The sequence below is a fragment of the Citrobacter sp. GW821-FHT02E08 genome, assembly GCF_059421685.1.
In genome coordinates this window covers 141,600-160,334 of the sequence record NZ_JBWKVL010000002.1, presented here as the reverse complement: position 1 = coordinate 160,334, position 18,735 = coordinate 141,600, and the positions used below count along the sequence as shown (strand labels likewise).

Below are 18,735 nucleotides of genomic sequence, written 5' to 3'. Positions count from 1 at the left end.
GCAGCGCCGCAACGGCGAATGTCAAAGATTGAAAATCATCTTGACGGGAAACGTTCGCTTTCTATAATGAGTGCCTACTCACTCATAATCAAGAGTCAGCCGCGCAAACCATCGGAAAGGTGCGCGTTTTCGGGTCAGGATATGAAGCGTCTCACAGTTTGTGTGGTTTTTATTATGCTCATTACCTCAGCAGCCAGTTTGCCGTTTGTCCTTAATCCCGGGTTTGGTCAGGCGCCGCAAGGCAGCCAATTAACCCGGATTGAACAGTCGCCGCACTATCGCGATGGCGCGTTTCGCAACGCGTTGCCTACGCCGGGTTATACCGGAGATAAAGGGATGATTGCCGCGTGGTGGGAGTTTCTGGTGGCGAAACGGGAAAATGCGCGACCGCCTCAGCCCTTGCCGCTGGTGCCTACCGATATTGCCGGTTTGCCGCAGGCGCAAGAGACGCTTATCTGGCTGGGGCACTCTTCCTGGTATCTGCAACTGTCAGGCAAACGCATTCTGATTGACCCCGTATTCAGCAACTACGCCGCGCCGTTTTCGTTTTTAAACAAAGCGTTTGCCGGGAATTATCCCTGGACGGCACACACGATGCCGGACATCGATCTGCTGATTATTTCGCACGATCACTATGACCATCTGGATTACGCCACCATCACGGCGTTAATACCGAAGATTAAACGGGCGATCGTTCCGTTGGGCGTCGGTTCGCATCTGCGCTACTGGGGAATGAACAGCGACATCATTGAAGAGCGCGACTGGAACCAGTCAGTCAGAGTCGATGACTCACTGATGGTTCATGTCTTGCCTGCCCGGCATTTTTCTGGCCGGGGTATTAAACGCAACCAGACCTTGTGGGCGAGTTTTATGTTTGAGACGCCAGAACAGCGAATTTACTACAGCGGCGACTCGGGTTACGGGCCGCATTTTAAAGCGATAGGGGAACAGTTTGGCTCCGTGGATCTGGCCATCATGGAAAACGGCCAGTATGACCAGGACTGGAAGTACATCCATATGATGCCAGAAGAAACGGCGAGGGCCGCGCAGGACCTGCATGCAAAGGCGGTTTTACCCGGCCATGCAGGGCGCTTTGTGCTAGCGAAACACACCTGGGACGATCCGTATAAACGTCTGGCGTTTGCGAGTCGCAATAAAGACTACCGGTTGCTGACGCCGACGTTAGGCGAGCAGGTAAATCTGGCTGACCCAACGCAGTCGTTTACGGCCTGGTGGGAATAAGGATTCTTTTTAAAGAGGGAAGAGCACCATGACGATTTCCGCTCGGGTTATCGAAACAATTGTTGCGTGGATTGATGATAATTTAAATCAGCCGTTACGCATTGATGATATTGCGCGTCATGCGGGCTATTCAAAGTGGCATCTGCAACGCCTGTTTTTGCAGTACAAAGGTGAGAATCTGGGGCGCTACGTTCGGCAGCGTAAACTGCGACTGGCCGCGCGTGATTTGCGCGATACAGACCAGAAAGTGTATGACATCTGTCTGAAATACGGCTTTGATTCGCAGCAGACGTTTACGCGGGTGTTTACCCGTACGTTTAACCAGCCGCCCGGTGCGTACCGTAAAGAAAATCATAGCCGTGCGCACTAAACAGCATCGGGAGGCGCAATGGCACGGCCTTCGCGATTCACTCCGCCAGTGAGAACCAGCGCCGCCAGATAAAACGAATCACAAGGTATTCGAGGGCGCCAAGCACCAGGAACCACAGGCAAAACAACAGGGTGTAAAACTGGTTGAGATCCATCAAATGAAAGGTCGCAACCAGCTTTTGCGCCAGCACCAGGCCGAGCGACGGCGCGGGCAGCAGCAAACAAGAGAGAAACGCCATCAGCAGAATACCGGCAGCGGTCATCAACGATTCAAGGGGGTGTTTCATGGCATTGTTAAACTTGAGTTAAAAAGCCATTGTCCGGGATATCGTCAGGTAACGCAAACCACACCGTTAAAGTCCCGCCCAGATTTCAGTATGTTTTTTTACCAGACCGGTTAACGAACCGCCCTCCTTGATGAAATGACGCATTTGCTGCGCCTCGTTCAGCCCATTTTTCACCTGCAGATGCAATGCCTCAATCGCGCTGGCGGCATTGACCTTGTCAGCAAAGGGGGCGATTTTTTCCAGCAGACGCAGCGTGTCGTCCGCCAGTCGATGATGCTCGCCGGTGTGTACATCCGTCACAATACCGTCCAGACCGTACCGACACGCCTGAAAACGATTGAATCTATACAGCAGGTAATCCCGTTCCTGATGTTTAAACGGGCGCTCAGAGAGCAACCAGCAGGCGGTGGCCTGAATCAACCCCGCCATATTGACTGCGTGGCTCAGGGTCAGCGGCGTATCCATGACTCTGACTTCTACCGTCCCAAAGTGAGGGCTGGGGCGAATATCCCAGTGCAAATCTTTGATGCTGTCGACCATACTGGTGTAGCTCAGACGGCGAAACAGACCCTCAAATTCCTGCCAGTTGCTGACCCACGGCATGGGACCGTTATCCGGAAAGGCAGAGAAGATATTCAGCCGCGAGGAGGCAAAGCGGGTGTCTGAACCCTGCATATAGGGCGATGCGGCAGAAAGCGCAATAAAATGCGGCACAAAGCGGGACAAGCCGTGCAGGAGGTTGATGGCGTCATCACCGCTGGCGCAACCGACATGCACATGCTGACCAAATACGGTCGCTTGTTGGATCAGATAACCAAAGCTTTCCAGGTTACGTTGATAGCGTTTATCGTCGCAGACTTGCTGGCGCTGCCACGTCTGAAACGGATGGGTGCCGCCGCCGCAAATGGCGAGATGGTGGTTTGCTGCAACGTTTAGGATAATCTGCTGCATCGCCGAAAACTGTGCGGCAGCCTGGTCGATGTTATGGCAGATGCCGGTTGCCATCTCCAGCATGCTTTCAGTGATATCGTGCTTCACTTCTCCGGCCTGAAGATGGGGGATGACGTCATCAATAAGGTGTGAGGAATCCTGGCTCAAATCATAACCCGGCGGGTTAACCACCTGCATTTCCAGCTCAATGCCCAGCGTAAACGGTGTGGAGGTATGAAAGTCGGGTAGCGGCATAGCGGACTCGTGTGTGGGTGTTTATTCCTCATTATAGAAGACGGTATTTATTCACCAGACTGATGATTTCCTGGGCGGTGTCTTTTCTTGCCGCAAGCAAACTGATATAAAAATTTAACGACCAATCTGCTGGGGTGAACTGTGCCGGAAATTAATCTGTATGGACAAACGGTGGGCGACGCGCTGCCGGACTGGACGGGGGCGTCACGGCTTTCCCGTGTTGCGCTTGACGGGCGTTATTGTCGACTGGAACCCCTCGAACCTGAACGCCATGCCGCTGACCTTTTCGATGCTTATGCGCAGGCCGCCGATGAGCGTGACTGGACCTGGCTTGCCAGCGAACGCCCGGAAAGCGTGCAGGCGACAACCCGCTGGCTCGATGGCAAAGCCCGTGACGAGACGCTGGTTCCTTTTGCCGTGATTGATGCCCGCTCGGTACGTGCAGTAGGGCTGGTTTGCTATATGGCGATTGAGCAGGAGCATGGGTCGGTCGAGATTGGGCATGTGACCTGGTCACCGCGAATGAAGCAGACGGTGCTGGGTACAGAAGCAATCTGGCTACTGTTGGGCCATGCGTTTGCGCAAGGATACCGTCGCATCGAATGGAAATGCGATTCGCTGAATACGGCATCGCGCCAGGCGGCGGAGCGATTAGGTTTTGTCTATGAAGGCCGGTTTCGGCAAAAAATTGTGCGCAAAGGGCGTAATCGTGACAGCGACTGGCTGTCGATGATTGACGGCGAATGGCCGCAATGCGATCGCGCGCTGCAATGCTGGCTGGCACCGGAGAATTTTGATGAGCACGGCCAGCAGAGAAAAACGCTGGTGGCGTGTCGCGAAGCATAAGTGCGTCTCCGCTCTGCGCCCAGAGCGGAGTCCGTGTTAGCGCTGCGGCGCTGTTCGTACTGGCGTATCGCCTGCCACATAATAACGGGCGGTACTTTTGGCCAGTGGTGTACGACCGCGAATGGCGTCGGCAATTTTCTCGCCGATCATGATGGTGGTGGCGTTCAGATTGCCGGTAATGATTTGCGGCATAATAGAGGCGTCCACCACGCGCAGATTCTCAACGCCATGGACTCTCCCTTCGCCATCCACCACCGCCATCTCGTTATACCCCATTTTACAGGTCCCGCAGGGATGGAACGCCGTCTCGGCGTGATCGCGTACAAAGGCGTCCAGTTGTTCATCGGTCTGACAGTCAATTCCCGGGCTGATTTCCCGGCCACGGTATTGATCCAGCGCGGGCTGGTTGATGATTTCCCGTGTGATGCGAATCGCGTCGCGAAACTCCTGCCAGTCCTGCTCCGCCGACATGTAATTGAACAGGATGGCCGGGTGTTCACGCGGATCACGTGATGCCAGATGTACATGGCCCCGGCTGGGGGAGCGCATCGATCCCACGTGGCATTGAAAACCGTGTTCTTTGACGGCGTTAGAACCGTTGTAATTAATGGCGACCGGCAGAAAATGGTACTGAAGGTTCGGCCAGGCAAACCCGTCATGGCTGCGGATAAACCCTCCCGCTTCAAAATGGTTGCTGGCGCCCGTGCCAGTGCCGCCGAATAACCATTCTGCGCCAATCTTCGGCTGGTTCCACCATTGTAGGGCCGGGTAGAGCGACACCGGTTCTTTGCATTCATATTGCAGGTACATCTCCAGATGATCCTGCAAATTTTCGCCGACGCCAGGCAGAGGGTGTACCAGCGGAATCGCAAAGGCGGCGAGCAGCGCCGGATCGCCCACGCCGGAGCGTTGCAGGATCTGTGGCGAGGCAATCGCCCCGGCACAAAGCAGCACTTCTTTGCGCGCGGTCGCTGTATTTGCAAGGGTGCTGTCGCCTTCCAGCCACTCCACGCCCACCGCTTTTTTACCGTCAAAGAGGATACGGTCGGTCAGAGCATGGGTGATGATGGTCAGATTCGGGCGCTTCCGGGCCTGATCAAGATAGCCCCGCGCGGTGCTGGCGCGACGCCCTTGTGGCGTGACGGTTCTGTCCATCGGACCAAATCCTTCCTGCTGGTAGCCGTTGAGATCGTCGGTGCGTGGATATCCTGCCTGGACGCCCGCTTCTACCATCGCATGGAACAGGGGATTGTTATTGTGCTTTGGGGTGGTGACGCTCACCGGGCCTTCGCCGCCGTGATAGTCGTTAGCGCCGGTATCACGGCACTCCGCTTTACGGTAGTAGGGCAGGCAATCGAGGTAGCTCCAGTGTTCGAGACCCGGTTCCTGCGCCCAGTTGTCAAGATCAAGGGCATTGCCGCGGATATAACACATGCCGTTAATCAGTGACGATCCGCCCAGCCCTTTTCCTCGCCCGCACTCCATGCGGCGATAGTTCATGTACGGTTCCGGTTCGGTTTCATAGGCCCAGTTATAGCGCCTGCCCTGTAAGGGGAAGGCGAGGGCGGCGGGCATTTGAGTGCGAAAGTCGGCGCGATAGTCCGGACCGCCTGCTTCCAGCAGCAGTACGGTGGTATCGTTGTCTTCTGTTAAGCGTGTCGCCAGCACGTTGCCGGCGGAGCCGGCGCCAATAATGATGTAGTCAAAATGCAAATAAACCTCCTGGTTAGAATTGGGATTGAAACTGACCCATCTCAACCTGGATGGATTTCACCTGGGTGTAACTTTGCAGCGTCATCACGCCATTTTCGCGACCAATGCCCGAGTGTTTGTAACCGCCAACCGGCATTTCGGCGGGGGATTCACCCCAGGTATTGATCCAGCAGATCCCCGCTTCCAGTTGGTGAATCACGCGGTGCGCGCGGTTGAGATCGTGGGTCACCACGCCTGCCGCCAGTCCGTAGTCCGTATCGTTAGCGCGGCGCACGACCTCGTCTTCGTCTTCGTCTTCGTAAGTCAGGATTGACATCACCGGGCCGAAAATTTCTTCACGCACAATGGTCATTTCGTCATGACAGTCGGTGAAGACCGTCGGGGCAACCCACGCGCCGTTGTCAAAGCCGTTGCCTTTCAGCGCCTCGCCGCCGCAGAGCAGCGTTGCACCTTCCGCCTTACCGCTGTCGATATAGCGCAGAACGTTTTCGCGGTGCGAAAAACTGACCAGCGGGCCAAAGTTGGTGGACGGGTCAAACAGATCGCCTGCGCGAATGCGCGCTACGCGGGCGAGGATGGTTTGTTCAAAGGCGCTTTTCATCCGTGTCGGAACAAACACGCGGGTGCCATTGGTGCAAACCTGGCCGGTGCTATAGAAATTCGCCATCATGGCGATGTCTGCGGCAAGATTGAGGTTGGCGTCCTCAAAAATAATCAGCGGTGATTTCCCGCCCAGCTCCATCGTCACCTCTTTGAGCGAGGATGCCGCTGAGTTCGCCATCACTTTTTTGCCGCTGGCGACGCCACCGGTGAAGGATACTTTCGCGATGCCTGGATGTTCGGTCAGCCATTGCCCGGTTTCGGCGCCAGTCCCCGGCAGCACGTTAAAGACGCCGTCCGGCAGACCCGCTTCAGTGTAAATTTCTGCCAGCTTTAAGGCGGTGAGCGGGGTGACTTCACTGGGTTTGAAGATCATCGCGTTGCCTGCGGCAAGTGCCGGAGCGGATTTCCACAGGGCGATTTGGATCGGATAGTTCCACGCGCCAATGCCCGCGACGACGCCCAGCGCTTCGCGGCGCGTGTAAACAAAAGAGGTTTCACGCAGCGGGATTTGCGTGCCTTCCAGCGCCGGGATCAGCCCGGCGTAATACTCAAGCACATCGGCGCCGGTCACGATATCGACGCTGGCGGTTTCGCTGAACGGCTTTCCGGTGTCGAGCGTCTCCAGTGTTGCCAGTTCGTCGTTACGCTCGCGAAGAATATCCACCGCCCGGCGCAAAATCCGCGAGCGTTCCATCGCGGTCATCGCTGCCCAGATTTTCTGCCCACGTTGGGCGCTCTTCACGGCGCGATCGACATCCTCGCGGCCCGCTTCCTGTACGGTGGCCAGGATTTCACCGTTGGCGGGATTGGTAGTCTCGAAGGTGCGACCGCTGGTGGCGGCAGTGTATCTGCCGTCAATGTAAAGCTGTTGTTCTGCCATTCGGGACATACGCTCTCCTCGGTTAGTCAGTGGTTTTCGGCAAATGTTGACTGATGAAATGGGTGGTCAGCGCCTGAGCGCGACTCAGATTGAACGGCTCGTTGCTGAGTGCGGCGCGTAGCCACAGTCCGTCAATCAGTGCCGCCAGCCCGTAGCCCGCCTGTTGCGCCTGTTGATGCGAAAGCTCACGCCTGAACTCGTAAACGATGTTGGAGAGCAGACGTTTACCGGCGATCTGCTGCAGCCGAAACAGCATCGGTTGATGCATACTGCTCGCCCAGAAGGCCAGCCAGGCTTTCATTGCCGCCTGACTTATCTGACTGTCATCGAAATTCCCCGCCACAATGGCGCGTAATCGCAACTCGGCGCGGGCGTCTTTCAGCGCATGCAGACGATGTAAAACAGCGTGGCGAAGCTGGCTGGTGATGTCGCGCATCGTCGCCTCCAGCAGCCCATTTTTATCCTTGAAGTAGTGGCTAATGATGCCGGTCGAAACCCCGGCGCGACGGGCTATTTGCGCGATGGTGGCATCGTGCATGCCAACCTCATTAATGGCGTCCAGCGTGGCGTCGATCAACTGCCTGCGGCGAAGGGTTTGCATCCCCACTTTGGGCATTTTTTACTGCTCCAATCATCAGTTGTGTTTATGTATTTAACCGTTTTTTGATTGGACGTTCAATATAAAATGTGTATTAATTGTTATATCGATTGGCTGATTTCGTTAAGGAGATATTCAGGGGTGTTTAATTTTTTCATTTAAAAACAAATAATTATTCTTATTTCATTTCTGTGTATAAGGTTATTTTTGGTAAGCGTACAATAACCTTACAGAGTCTCCAGGAGTTTGCTGCTCAACAGAGTAGTCAGCGTTACTTAATCTGAGGTAATCGATGACGAACCTTGTTACCGACGGAGAAAAGGACAAAATCAATCCCGTTGTTTTTTACACGTCAGCCGGACTGATTTTGTTGTTTTCCCTGACCACCATTTTCTTTAGTGATTTTTCCGCCATCTGGATTGGCCGTACCCTCAACTGGGTTTCCAAAACGTTCGGTTGGTATTACCTGCTCGCCGCCACGCTCTATATTGTTTTTGTTATCTTTATTGCCTGCTCGCGCTTCGGTTCGGTCAAGCTGGGCCCGGAACAATCGAAACCTGAATTCAGCCTGCTAAGCTGGGCAGCGATGCTGTTCGCGGCGGGGATTGGTATTGACCTGATGTTCTTCTCGGTGGCTGAGCCTGTTTCTCAATATATGCAGCCGCCGGAAGGGGCGGGGCAGACCATTGAAGCGGCGCGCCAGTCGATGGTGTGGACGCTTTTTCACTATGGGCTGACCGGCTGGTCGATGTACGCGCTGATGGGGATGGCGCTCGGTTATTTTAGCTACCGCTATAATCTGCCGCTGACGATCCGCTCGGCGCTGTATCCGATTTTCGGTAAGCGCATCAACGGACCTATCGGTCATAGCGTCGATATTGCGGCGGTTATCGGCACGATTTTCGGTATCGCCACCACGCTGGGAATTGGCGTGGTACAGCTCAACTACGGGCTGAGCGTGCTGTTTGATATTCCGGATTCGATGGCGGCGAAAGCGGCGCTGATTGTGCTCTCGGTGGTGATCGCCACAATCTCGGTGACCTCGGGGGTAGATAAAGGGATCCGCGTGCTGTCGGAACTCAACGTGCTGCTGGCGCTGGGGCTGATCCTCTTTGTGCTGTTTATGGGCGAAACCTCGTTTCTGCTCAACGCGCTGGTGTTGAACGTGGGCGACTACGTGAACCGCTTTATGGGCATGACGCTCAACAGCTTTGCCTTTGACCGTCCGGTCGAGTGGATGAATAGCTGGACGCTGTTTTTCTGGGCGTGGTGGGTGGCGTGGTCGCCGTTTGTCGGCCTGTTTTTGGCGCGCATTTCCCGTGGACGTACGATTCGCCAGTTTGTTTTCGGCACCCTGATTATTCCGTTCACCTTCACCCTGCTGTGGCTGTCGGTGTTTGGTAACAGCGCGCTGTACGAGATCATCCACGGTGATGCCGGTTTTGCCGAAGAGGCGATGACCCATCCTGAGCGCGGTTTCTACAGTCTGTTGGCGCAGTATCCGGCGTTTACCTTTAGCGCGTCTGTCGCCACAATCACCGGGCTGCTGTTCTATGTGACCTCAGCGGATTCCGGTGCGCTGGTGTTGGGGAATTTCACCTCGAAACTGAAAGATATCAACAGCGATGCGCCCGCCTGGCTGCGCGTGTTCTGGTCGGTGGCGATTGGTCTGTTGACGCTGGGTATGCTGATGACCAATGGGATTTCCGCGTTACAGAACACGACGGTGATCATGGGACTGCCCTTCAGCTTTGTGATCTTCTTTATTATGGCCGGACTGTATAAATCGCTGAAGGTTGAAGATTACCGACGGGAAAGCGCCAACCGGAACACTGCTCCGCGCCCGATGGGCGTTCAGGACCGGTTGAGCTGGAAAAAACGGTTGTCGCGGCTGATGAACTATCCGGGAACCCGTTATACCCGCGAAATGATGGAGACGGTCTGTTTTCCGGCCATGGAAGAGGTGGCGCATGAGCTGAAACTGCGCGGCGCGAACGTTGTGCTTTCAAGCCTGCCGCCGGAAGAGGGGGAAGCACTCGGTCATCTGGATTTGCGGGTGAATCTGGGCGATGAACGTAACTTCGTTTATCAGATCTGGCCGCAAAAGTATGCGATCCCCGGTTTTACTTATCGGGCGCGTAGTGGGAAATCGACCTACTACCGGCTGGAAACCTTTCTGCTTGAGGGCAGTCAGGGGAACGATCTGATGGACTACAGCAAAGAGCAGGTGATCACCGATATTCTCGATCAGTACGAGCGGCATCTGAACTTTATCCATCTGGATCGTGAAGCGCCGGGGAACGGCGTGCTGTTTCCTGGAATGTAGGATGCGCCAGGCATAACGTGATGACACATTCATCATAAGTTTGCCACTCGACGTTAACGACATGATCGACGACGTTGGGTGAAAAGAGTGCGGTTAAACGCAAGCTAATACGGCTTGCGTTTATCGCGATGACTTTCGCGCTGTCGAATCCCGGCCACGCATTGACCCTTCCACAAAACGCTTTATACAGACTCTCTTTGGCGGAAAAGGCCAGCGTTAAGGCGAGAGTATAAGGAAGGGCGCTGGAGAGTAAAATCTCCCGCTCCTCATTATCAACGATGCTGCCTGTCAGTTCTTCTGCCATCTGCGGTGTAAAAATCGCCTCGATATCCACACCCACTGGCTGCCTCGACACAACGGCCAGTGCGGTCGTTGCACAATGACTGATACTGCCCGATAAACCCGCAGGCCATAACGGCTGGCGCTGTTCGCCGATAGCGGGAACGGCTTTACTGCCGTAATCACGCAACGCGTGGACGGCGGCGATGCGCCCGGCTAAATGCTCGGCTTTGCGTTTTCGTCCGGCTGCGTGTAACTGTGCGTGATGCGGGAGCCAGAAGAGATCGTGCTCATGGAAGCTGTCAGGGTCGAACGCAATACAGTGCAGCGTGTGCCCGGCAAAAGAGAGGGTTGAGTGATGAGTTAGCATGGCTTTTCAGGAAATCCCCCTCCCCATGAGGAGAGGGGGAATCAGCATCAGAAGTGGGTATTTACGCTCATATACCACGTACGACCCGGTTCGTTATAGGTGTACGCGCCAGCGCCTGCCATAAAATCACCGGTTTTAGTATCGCTGACGGTCTGCGCATTACCTTCACGCCACAGACGTTTGTCAAAGACGTTATCCACGCCGCCGGTCAGACTGACGTTTTTCGTCACGTCCCAGGTCGCGCTCAGACCGACAATGCTGTACGGACTGACGGATTGTTTATCCGTACCCGTTACCGGTTTGCCCTGGTAATCGTATTTCTTCGGCTCTTGTTTGCCGTACCAGGTGAACGTTGATTGCAGAGAAACATCCTGACGTACCTGCCAGCTTAAGGTTGAGTTCAGCGTGTACTCCGGAATAATCGACAGACGTTCGCCGGTTTCTTTATTCTTACTCTGCAGCATGTAAGTGATGTTGTTGGTCCAGTTTACGGTTTCGCTAACCGGCACGTTCAACGTCCCTTCCAGCCCTTCTACCACCGCTTTTGGTACGTTTTCCCACTGATAGATATCGGTGTAGGTCGTTTTCCCTTTGTTGGAGATGGACGTTCTGCTGAGCGGCGTCGTACCGGCTTCAATCTTGTTACGATAATCGTTACGGAACCAGGTCACGCCCGCCAGCCAACCGTCACGCTTGAATTCCAGACCAATCTCTTTGTTGATGCTGGTTTCGGCTTTCAGGTCATCGTTACCCATCATGTAGCAACCGATGCCGGTGGCAGCCCCCGTGGCGTAACAGCCCTGACCTTTACTGTACAGAATATAGTTCGGGTTAGTCTGGTACAGGCTTGGCGCTTTGTAGGCACGCGCGATACCCATCTTCAGGGTGAAGTCATCGCCCAGCCCTTGAGACAGGTTCAGGGACGGACTCCAGTTGTCGCCCACAATACTGTGATGATCGAAACGCAGGCCCGGCGTTAACATGGTGCTGTCGGTCAGCTCCATGTTGTTTTCAGCAAACAGCGAGAAAATTTCCGCTTTGGAGTACGGGCTTCGGTCAGTACTGGACGATCCCGGAATGTCGCCGCCCATAAAGGTTTGCGAGTTGGAGAGCATATCCTTCATGCGCTGCTGGGCCCATTCGGTACCCACCGTCAGGTTCTGATTCACGAAGAGATCGAACGGAATGCTCACTTCGCTGTGCAGCGTCACGTCGTTCAGATCGGCATCGACATATTTCTGCGATGCTTTCGGGTCAAAGATCCCTTCGGTCCCCCCCGCTAAACCTTCAGGAGTGCGGGAGTTACGGGTATGTTCATACTGCACCCAGTTGCTGGTGGTGACACCGTTATCCCAGCCGCCGTTCCAGGTGAGGGCGTAGTTCTGACGATACAGACGGTTCGTTTCCTCCCCGTAGTTATCTTTCACGAGCTGGTTGGTGTTGGTGTTCTGCGTATCACCGGCGTAGAGGTTGCCCTGGCGGTTGTAACCGGCTTCGAATTCCAGAGACTGGAGCGGGGCGAAATCCCAGCGTACAACACCATTGATATCTTTATTGATCACCCCTTCACGACCCGCAGGCAACGTGTCGGCATAGCTGCCAGTACGTTCCGATTGATGGCCCTGGTTGATGTCACGCGCATCGGCCTGCGTTTTGTCGAGATTACCGAACAGACGGAAACTGAAATCCCCGCCCAGCGGGCCGTTCAGGCTAAAGTTGGTGCGTTTGGTTGAACCTTCTTCTTTATGTTCCGGCGCGTTGAAATAGGTGTTCCACGAACCGTGCCACTCGCTGCTGCCCTTTTTGGTGATGATGTTCACCACGCCACCGGCGGCGCCATTACCGTAACGGGCTGCGGCAGGACCGCGCAGCACTTCGATACGCTCAATCATCTCCGGCGGCACCCAGGAGGTATCACCGCGGGTATCGCGTTCACCGCGCCAGCCAAGGCGCACAGAGTTACGGCTGGTGACCGGTTTGCCGTCAATCAGGATCAGGGTATTTTCCGGGCCCATCCCGCGAATATCAATTTGACGATTGTTCCCGCGCTGACCACTGGTGGAGTTGCCCGTCAGGTTGACGCCAGGCATGGTGCGGATGATTTCCGACACATCGCGGGCGGGAGGATTTTTGCGGATTTCATCAGCGGTGATGGTGGAAACACCCGGTGCCTGTAAGTTCTGTTGGGCGGCGGTCACCACGATAGTGTCTTCATTGGCGACGGCAGGGGTGTCTGCTGTCTCTTCTGCCAGTGCGGGCAGCGCTACCCCATAAATCCCTAAATTGACCAGTAAGGCCAGGGAATGAATCTTCTTGTTCATTGTATGTCCTGCTTTTTTTAGCCACGTGTGCCAACGTCGCCCGGTAAAGGGGAGTTAGCCTGATGTCGCCCGCCTCTGCGAAGACCCTCCATTCCAGAAAAGCACGCAGTGCCAGAGCGTTTATAAGTGGTGAAATACTGTTCGCGCTTCCCACAGCGCGACAATACGCTATTGCAAATGCAAATAGTTATCAATAATATTATCAATATATTTCAGCGATGAATGAAAAATTGCACAATAAACATGGGGTTATGTTGGTGGCAGCGTTTTCGGTGGGAAGTGATAGCTGGTGGCAGTCAAAAAATGGACCTGAATGGGTACGTACGGAAAACGGTGATTGCCGGGTCACTTTCTGGTGGCGCGACCCGCAGGGAACAGAAAATCACTCCCCGATACGCCGTGTATGGGTCTACATCACGGGTGTCACCGATCATCATCAAAATTCCATTCCGCAGTCAATGCAGCGCCTTGCCGGGACGGATGTCTGGCAGTGGAGCACGGAACTTAGCGCCCGCTGGCGGGGCAGTTACTGTTTTATCCCGTCTGCGCGTGACGATATTTTTACCTCATTGGTAGCCGGTGAAGCGCCTGACCGCACAGCGCTTCGTGAAGGATGGCGACAACTTTTACCGCAGGCGATTGCCGATCCTCTCAACCCGGTCAGTTGGACAGGAGGAAGAGGGCATGCCGTTTCGGCGCTGGAAATGCCCGATGCCCCGGTACAGCCAGGATGGGATCGCCCTGAAAAACCGGATACCCCCCCGCGTTGTTTGCAATGGCGCAGCGAACGTCTGGGCAACACCCGACGCGTGTGGGTGTTTACCACCGGGAAAAATTCCGGGGAGAAACGTCCACTAGCGATTCTGCTGGACGGGCAGTTTTGGGCGCAGAGCATGCCGGTCTGGCCCGCTCTCACCTCGCTCACGTCCCGAAAGCAGCTTCCGGCTGCGGTTTATCTGCTGATCGATGCCATCGACACCCCTCACCGTAGCCGGGAATTGCCGTGCAACGCCGACTTCTGGCTGGCGGTTCAGCAGGAGTTATTGCCGCAAGTGCAAGCCGTCGCGCCCTTTAGCGATAGCCCTGAGCAGACGATCGTAGCCGGACAAAGTTTTGGCGGACTTTCGTCGCTGTACGCAGGACTGCACTGGCCTGAGCGATTTGGCTGTGTGCTGAGTCAATCGGGATCTTACTGGTGGCCGCATCGCGGTGCTCACCAGGAAGGGATCGTTACTGAGCAATTGAAGACGGGCGCTGTTTCGGCACAGGGATTGCGCATTGTGCTGGAGGCGGGCATCAGAGAACCAATCATTTTTGAGGCGAATCAGGCGCTTTACCGCCAGTTGCATAACGTGCAGCCATCGGTGTGCTGGCGTCAGGTTGACGGCGGACATGATGCGCTTTGCTGGCGCGGCGGATTAATGCAGGGGTTGATGACGTTATGGCAACCGCTGACTGACCCCCGCGAGCACCAGAACAATCAGGCCTGATCCGGGCGGGTTTCCACGACAGGAGTTGAGTATGGAATTCAGTAATCCCTTCGATAATCCGCAGGGACAGTTTTACATTCTGCAAAATGCGCAGCGCCAGTTTAGTCTCTGGCCTCTGCAGTGTTCACTGCCCGCGGGCTGGCAGGTGGTGTGCGAGCCGCAATCACAAGAAGACTGCCAACAATGGCTGGCGACCCACTGGACGACATTGACGCCCGCCCATTATGCCGATGTGCAGGAGGCACAATGACCCAACGTTTACCTTTAGTCGCCGCGCAGCCGGGGATCTGGATGGCGGAAAAGCTCTCTTCTCTGCCTTCCGCCTGGAGTGTGGCGCATTACGTGGAATTATGCGGCGAGCTGGACGCGCCTTTACTGGCGAAAGCGGCCGTGGCGGGAATGAAACAGGCTGACACGCTGCGTTTGCGGTTCACGGAAGATAACGGAGACGTCTGGCAATGGGTTGATCCACAGTTACCGATTGCCGAGCCGGAGATCATCGACCTGCGCGGTGAATCTGCGCCCGTCGCCGCCGCGCTGGCGGTGATGCACGCCGATCTCGGGCAAAATCTGCGGGCCGATGGCGGAAAACCGCTTGCCCTGCACTTATTGATTCAGGTGGATGACACTCGCTGGTACTGGTATCAACGCTATCATCATTTGCTGGTGGATGGCTTTAGTTTCCCGGCCATTACGCGACAGATCGCCGCCATTTACCGCGCATGGCAACGGGGAGAACCAACACCGGACTCCCCGTTTACCCCCTTTGCCGAGGTCGTGGACGAGTATCAGCGCTACCGTGACAGTGAAGCGTATCAGCGTGATGGGGCATTTTGGTCACAACAGCGCACTCAGTTACCGCCTCCCGCATCGCTCTCTTCCGCCCCCTTGTCTGGCGGTACCGCCAGCGCTGATGTTTTGCGCATGAAATTGAACGCGCCGGAAGGCATGTTCCGCCAACTGGCAACCCGTATGCCCCATGTGCAGCGCGCAGATCTCGCGTTGGCGCTGGTATCACTATGGCTTGGGCGGTTATGTGGACGCCCTGATTACACCGCCGGCTTTATCTTTATGCGGCGGATGGGATCGGCCGCGTTGACCGCGACGGGGCCGGTGCTGAATGTTCTGCCGCTGGGAGTGAACATCAGGGCGGCAGAAAGTCTTGCGGAACTGGCGACGCGTCTTGCCGGACAACTGAAAAAAATGCGCCGCCATCAGCGTTATGACGCCGAACAGATTGTCCGCGACAGCGGACGTGCGGCGGGCGGCGAACCGTTATTCGGCCCGGTTCTGAACGTGAAAGTGTTTGACTATCAACTGGAAATTCCTGGCATTCAGGCTATTACCCACACGCTAGCGACGGGACCGGTTAACGATCTGGAACTGGCGCTCTTCCCTGATGAAGAGGACGGCCTGAGTATTGAAATCCTCGCCAATAAACAGCGTTACGAGGAAGCAACCTTAGTTCAGCATGCTTCGCGTCTGATGGCGCTGATTAACCAGTTTGCGGCAAATCCTTCGCTGCGCTGTGGCGATGCCGATATGCTGTTGCCTACCGAGTATGAACAGCTCGCGAAGGTGAATGCGACGGCGGTGAATATCCCGTCGACCACGCTCAGCGCGCTGGTGGCGGAACAGGCATGTAAAACGCCGGATGCCCCTGCGCTGGCGGATGCGCGCTATCAGTTCAGCTATCGTGAAATGCGTGAGCAGGTGGTGGCGCTCGCCAATTTACTGCGTGAACGTGGGGTGAGACCGGGGGACAGTGTCGCGGTGGCGTTGCCGCGCTCGGTGTTCCTGACGTTAGCGTTGCATGGCATTGTCGAAGCCGGTGCCGCCTGGCTACCGCTGGATACGGGATATCCGGACGACCGACTGCGAATGATGCTGGAAGACGCGCGGCCGAAACTGTTGATTACCACCGATGAGCAATGGGGCCGGTTTAGCGGGATTCCAGGCCTGGAAAGTCTGTGCTACAGCGAGCCGCTGGCGGCTGGCGACACCGCGCCATTAGCACTTTCTCAGCCACACCATACTGCATATATCATTTTCACCTCGGGGTCGACGGGAAGACCGAAAGGGGTGATGGTGGGGCAAACGGCGATCGTGAACCGTTTGCTGTGGATGCAGGATCATTATTCGCTGACGACAGACGATGTGGTGGCGCAAAAAACGCCGTGTAGTTTCGATGTTTCGGTGTGGGAGTTTTTCTGGCCGTTTATTGCCGGTGCCAGGCTGGTGATGGCGGAGCCGGAGGCGCATCGCGATCCGCTGGCGATGCAGCATTTCTTTGCACGCTACGGCGTGACCACCACGCATTTTGTACCGTCAATGCTGGCGGCGTTTGTCGCTTCGCTGACATCTGAAACCGCCCGCAAACGTTGTGCTTCGTTACAGCAAGTTTTTTGCAGTGGAGAGGCTCTGCCCAGCGACCTGTGTCGCGAGTGGCAACAGCTGACCGGCGCGCCGCTGCATAATTTGTATGGGCCAACGGAAGCGGCAGTGGATGTCAGTTGGTATCCAGCCTGTGGCGATGAACTTGCTGCGGTGACCGGAAGTAGCGTGCCGATCGGTTATCCGGTCTGGAATACCGGTCTGCGGATCCTCGATGCCATGATGCGCCCGGTGCCTCCGGGAACGGCGGGGGATTTGTATTTGACCGGCATCCAACTGGCGCAAGGCTATCTGGGAAGGGCGGATTTAACGGCAAGTCGTTTTATCGCCGATCCGTTTGCGCCGGGTGAACGGATGTACCGCACTGGTGATGTGGCGCGCTGGCTCACCTCTGGCGCTGTAGAGTATCTGGGGCGCAGTGACGATCAGCTTAAGATCCGGGGTCAGCGTATTGAACTGGGGGAAATCGACCGCGTGATGCAAATGCTGCCGGATGTCGAGCATGCCGTCGCTCATGCCTGTGTGTTTAATCAGGCGGTGGCAACGGGCGGCGATGCCCGACAACTGGTGGGATATCTGGTATCACGTTCCGGTTTGCCTCTGGACGTAACCGCGTTGCAGGAACAGCTCCGTGAAAAACTCCCGCAGCATATGGTTCCGGTGGTGCTGCTTCAACTGGCGGAACTGCCGCTGAGCGCCAACGGAAAACTGGATCGCAAAGCATTGCCGATGCCGCAGGTGACACAACGTACGCAGGGGCGTGCGCCGCTGCCCGGTACGGAAACGACAATCGCTAACACCTTTGCTCAAATGCTGGGATGCGAGGTCAACGATGTGGAAGCTGATTTCTTCGCGCTGGGGGGGCACTCATTGTTGGCGATGAAACTGGCCGCGCAGTTGAGTCAGACATTCTCGCGCCAGGTCACACCGGGTCAGATTATGGTGGCCTCCACCGTCGCACAACTGAGTGCGCTGCTGGATACTGTTGAAGACGAGCACTCCCGGCGACTGGGATTCGAAACGCTATTACCGCTGCGCGAAAGCGATGGGCCGACGCTGTTTTGTTTCCATCCGGCTTCCGGTTTTGCCTGGCAGTTTAGCGTCCTGGCGCGCTACCTCGCGCCACAGTGGTCAATCATGGGGATTCAGTCGCCACGACCCTATGGTCCAATGCAGACGGCGGCGAACCTTGATGAGGTCTGTGAGCACCATCTGGCGACGCTGCTGAAACAGCAGCCACATGGTCCGTACTATTTACTGGGGTATTCTCTGGGAGGGACGCTGGCGCAAGGAATCGCTGCGCGCTTACGCGCCAGAGGGGAAAACGTCGCGTTCCTCGGTCTGCTGGATACCTGGCCGCCGGAAACGCAAAACTGGCAGGAGAAGGAGGCTAACGGATTAGATCCGGAAGTGTTGGCCGAGATCGACCGCGAGCGTGAAGCGTTTCTGTCCGCTCAGCATGGGCATGCCAGCGAGGCGTTGTTTTCGGCCATAGAAGGAAATTATGCGGATGCGGTACGCTTGCTCACCACGGCGCGTAGCGTACCGTTTGATGGCCGGGCCACACTCTTTGTGGCCCAACGAACGTTACCGGAAGGCGTTAGCCCTGAGCGGAGTTGGGCTCCGTGGATAGCCGGGTTGGATATCTACCGTCAGGACTGCGCGCATGTCGATATTATTTCGCCGTCCGCGTTCGAGAATATTGGCCCAATAATTCGTGAGCTGCTTAGCATATAACGGGCGTTTTCTGGACGCTTTCAGATAATATCATTATACAAACCCATAATAAGAGCTAATTATTATGGGTTTTTGTTTGTATTGATTGCTATTTA

The 18,735-nt window shown here is 55.8% G+C and carries 14 protein-coding genes; 7 read left to right on the top strand and 7 right to left on the bottom strand.

Going from position 1 to position 18,735, the window contains the following annotated elements; translation table 11 throughout:
* Positions 1-141 precede the first annotated feature (141 nt).
* Complete coding sequence (locus AC07UY_RS03100) at positions 142-1,242, top strand: MBL fold metallo-hydrolase (RefSeq protein WP_494659312.1); 1,101 nt, start codon at positions 142-144, stop codon at positions 1,240-1,242.
* Between the two features lie 28 nt (positions 1,243-1,270).
* Positions 1,271-1,612, top strand: coding sequence for a RamA family antibiotic efflux transcriptional regulator (locus tag AC07UY_RS03095; protein ID WP_203358552.1), 342 nt, complete (start codon positions 1,271-1,273; stop codon positions 1,610-1,612).
* Positions 1,613-1,649: 37 nt separating this feature from the next.
* On the opposite strand, the gene AC07UY_RS03090 is transcribed toward AC07UY_RS03095, so the two are convergent.
* On the bottom strand, positions 1,650-1,898 hold the full coding sequence (locus AC07UY_RS03090; protein ID WP_203358551.1) for a DUF1158 domain-containing protein: 249 nt from the start codon (positions 1,896-1,898) through the stop codon (positions 1,650-1,652).
* Between the two features lie 66 nt (positions 1,899-1,964).
* On the bottom strand, positions 1,965-3,083 hold the full coding sequence (locus tag AC07UY_RS03085; protein WP_494659313.1) for a YbdK family carboxylate-amine ligase: 1,119 nt from the start codon (positions 3,081-3,083) through the stop codon (positions 1,965-1,967).
* Between the two features lie 141 nt (positions 3,084-3,224).
* On the opposite strand from AC07UY_RS03085, the gene AC07UY_RS03080 reads away from it, so the two are divergent.
* Positions 3,225-3,929 carry a GNAT family N-acetyltransferase gene (locus tag AC07UY_RS03080; RefSeq protein ID WP_494700763.1) on the top strand — a complete coding sequence of 235 codons (705 nt, stop codon included), beginning with the start codon at positions 3,225-3,227 and terminating at the stop codon, positions 3,927-3,929.
* Positions 3,930-3,965: 36 nt separating this feature from the next.
* On the opposite strand, the gene betA is transcribed toward AC07UY_RS03080, so the two are convergent.
* Genes betA through betI form a run of 3 tightly spaced genes read right to left on the bottom strand, consistent with a single transcriptional unit; the run spans position 3,966 to position 7,741 of the window.
* Positions 3,966-5,642, bottom strand: a complete 1,677-nt coding sequence (betA, locus tag AC07UY_RS03075; protein WP_494700764.1) for a choline dehydrogenase — start codon at positions 5,640-5,642, stop codon at positions 3,966-3,968.
* Positions 5,643-5,655: 13 nt separating this feature from the next.
* Positions 5,656-7,134, bottom strand: a complete 1,479-nt coding sequence (betB, locus tag AC07UY_RS03070) for a betaine-aldehyde dehydrogenase (protein WP_494700765.1) — start codon at positions 7,132-7,134, stop codon at positions 5,656-5,658.
* A gap of 13 nt (positions 7,135-7,147) precedes the next feature.
* A complete protein-coding gene (gene betI, locus AC07UY_RS03065) occupies positions 7,148-7,741 on the bottom strand; it encodes a transcriptional regulator BetI (protein ID WP_490468314.1) in 594 nt (197 codons plus the stop codon).
* Positions 7,742-8,015: 274 nt separating this feature from the next.
* On the opposite strand from betI, the gene AC07UY_RS03060 reads away from it, so the two are divergent.
* Positions 8,016-10,049, top strand: coding sequence for a choline transporter (locus tag AC07UY_RS03060; RefSeq protein WP_301696556.1), 2,034 nt, complete (start codon positions 8,016-8,018; stop codon positions 10,047-10,049).
* Here AC07UY_RS03060 and entD read toward each other — a convergent pair.
* A complete protein-coding gene (gene entD / locus AC07UY_RS03055) occupies positions 9,994-10,698 on the bottom strand; it encodes an enterobactin synthase subunit EntD (RefSeq protein ID WP_494700766.1) in 705 nt (234 codons plus the stop codon). The two genes, AC07UY_RS03060 and entD, sit on opposite strands and share 56 nt — an antisense overlap.
* 47 nt (positions 10,699-10,745) lie before the next feature.
* Complete coding sequence (locus AC07UY_RS03050; RefSeq protein ID WP_494700767.1) at positions 10,746-13,019, bottom strand: TonB-dependent siderophore receptor; 2,274 nt, start codon at positions 13,017-13,019, stop codon at positions 10,746-10,748.
* A gap of 257 nt (positions 13,020-13,276) precedes the next feature.
* On the opposite strand from AC07UY_RS03050, the gene fes reads away from it, so the two are divergent.
* From fes to entF, 3 genes are read left to right on the top strand one after another with little or no spacing between them, the layout of a single operon-like run.
* Positions 13,277-14,509 (top strand): enterochelin esterase, encoded by a 1,233-nt coding sequence (gene fes / locus AC07UY_RS03045; RefSeq protein ID WP_494659319.1) that lies wholly within the window; start codon positions 13,277-13,279, stop codon positions 14,507-14,509.
* A gap of 31 nt (positions 14,510-14,540) precedes the next feature.
* Positions 14,541-14,759, top strand: a complete 219-nt coding sequence (locus AC07UY_RS03040; protein WP_494659320.1) for an MbtH family protein — start codon at positions 14,541-14,543, stop codon at positions 14,757-14,759.
* On the top strand, positions 14,756-18,640 hold the full coding sequence (gene entF / locus AC07UY_RS03035; protein ID WP_494659321.1) for an enterobactin non-ribosomal peptide synthetase EntF: 3,885 nt from the start codon (positions 14,756-14,758) through the stop codon (positions 18,638-18,640). The genes AC07UY_RS03040 and entF overlap by 4 nt, the downstream gene beginning before the upstream one ends.
* The last annotated feature ends 95 nt before the right edge of the window (positions 18,641-18,735 follow it).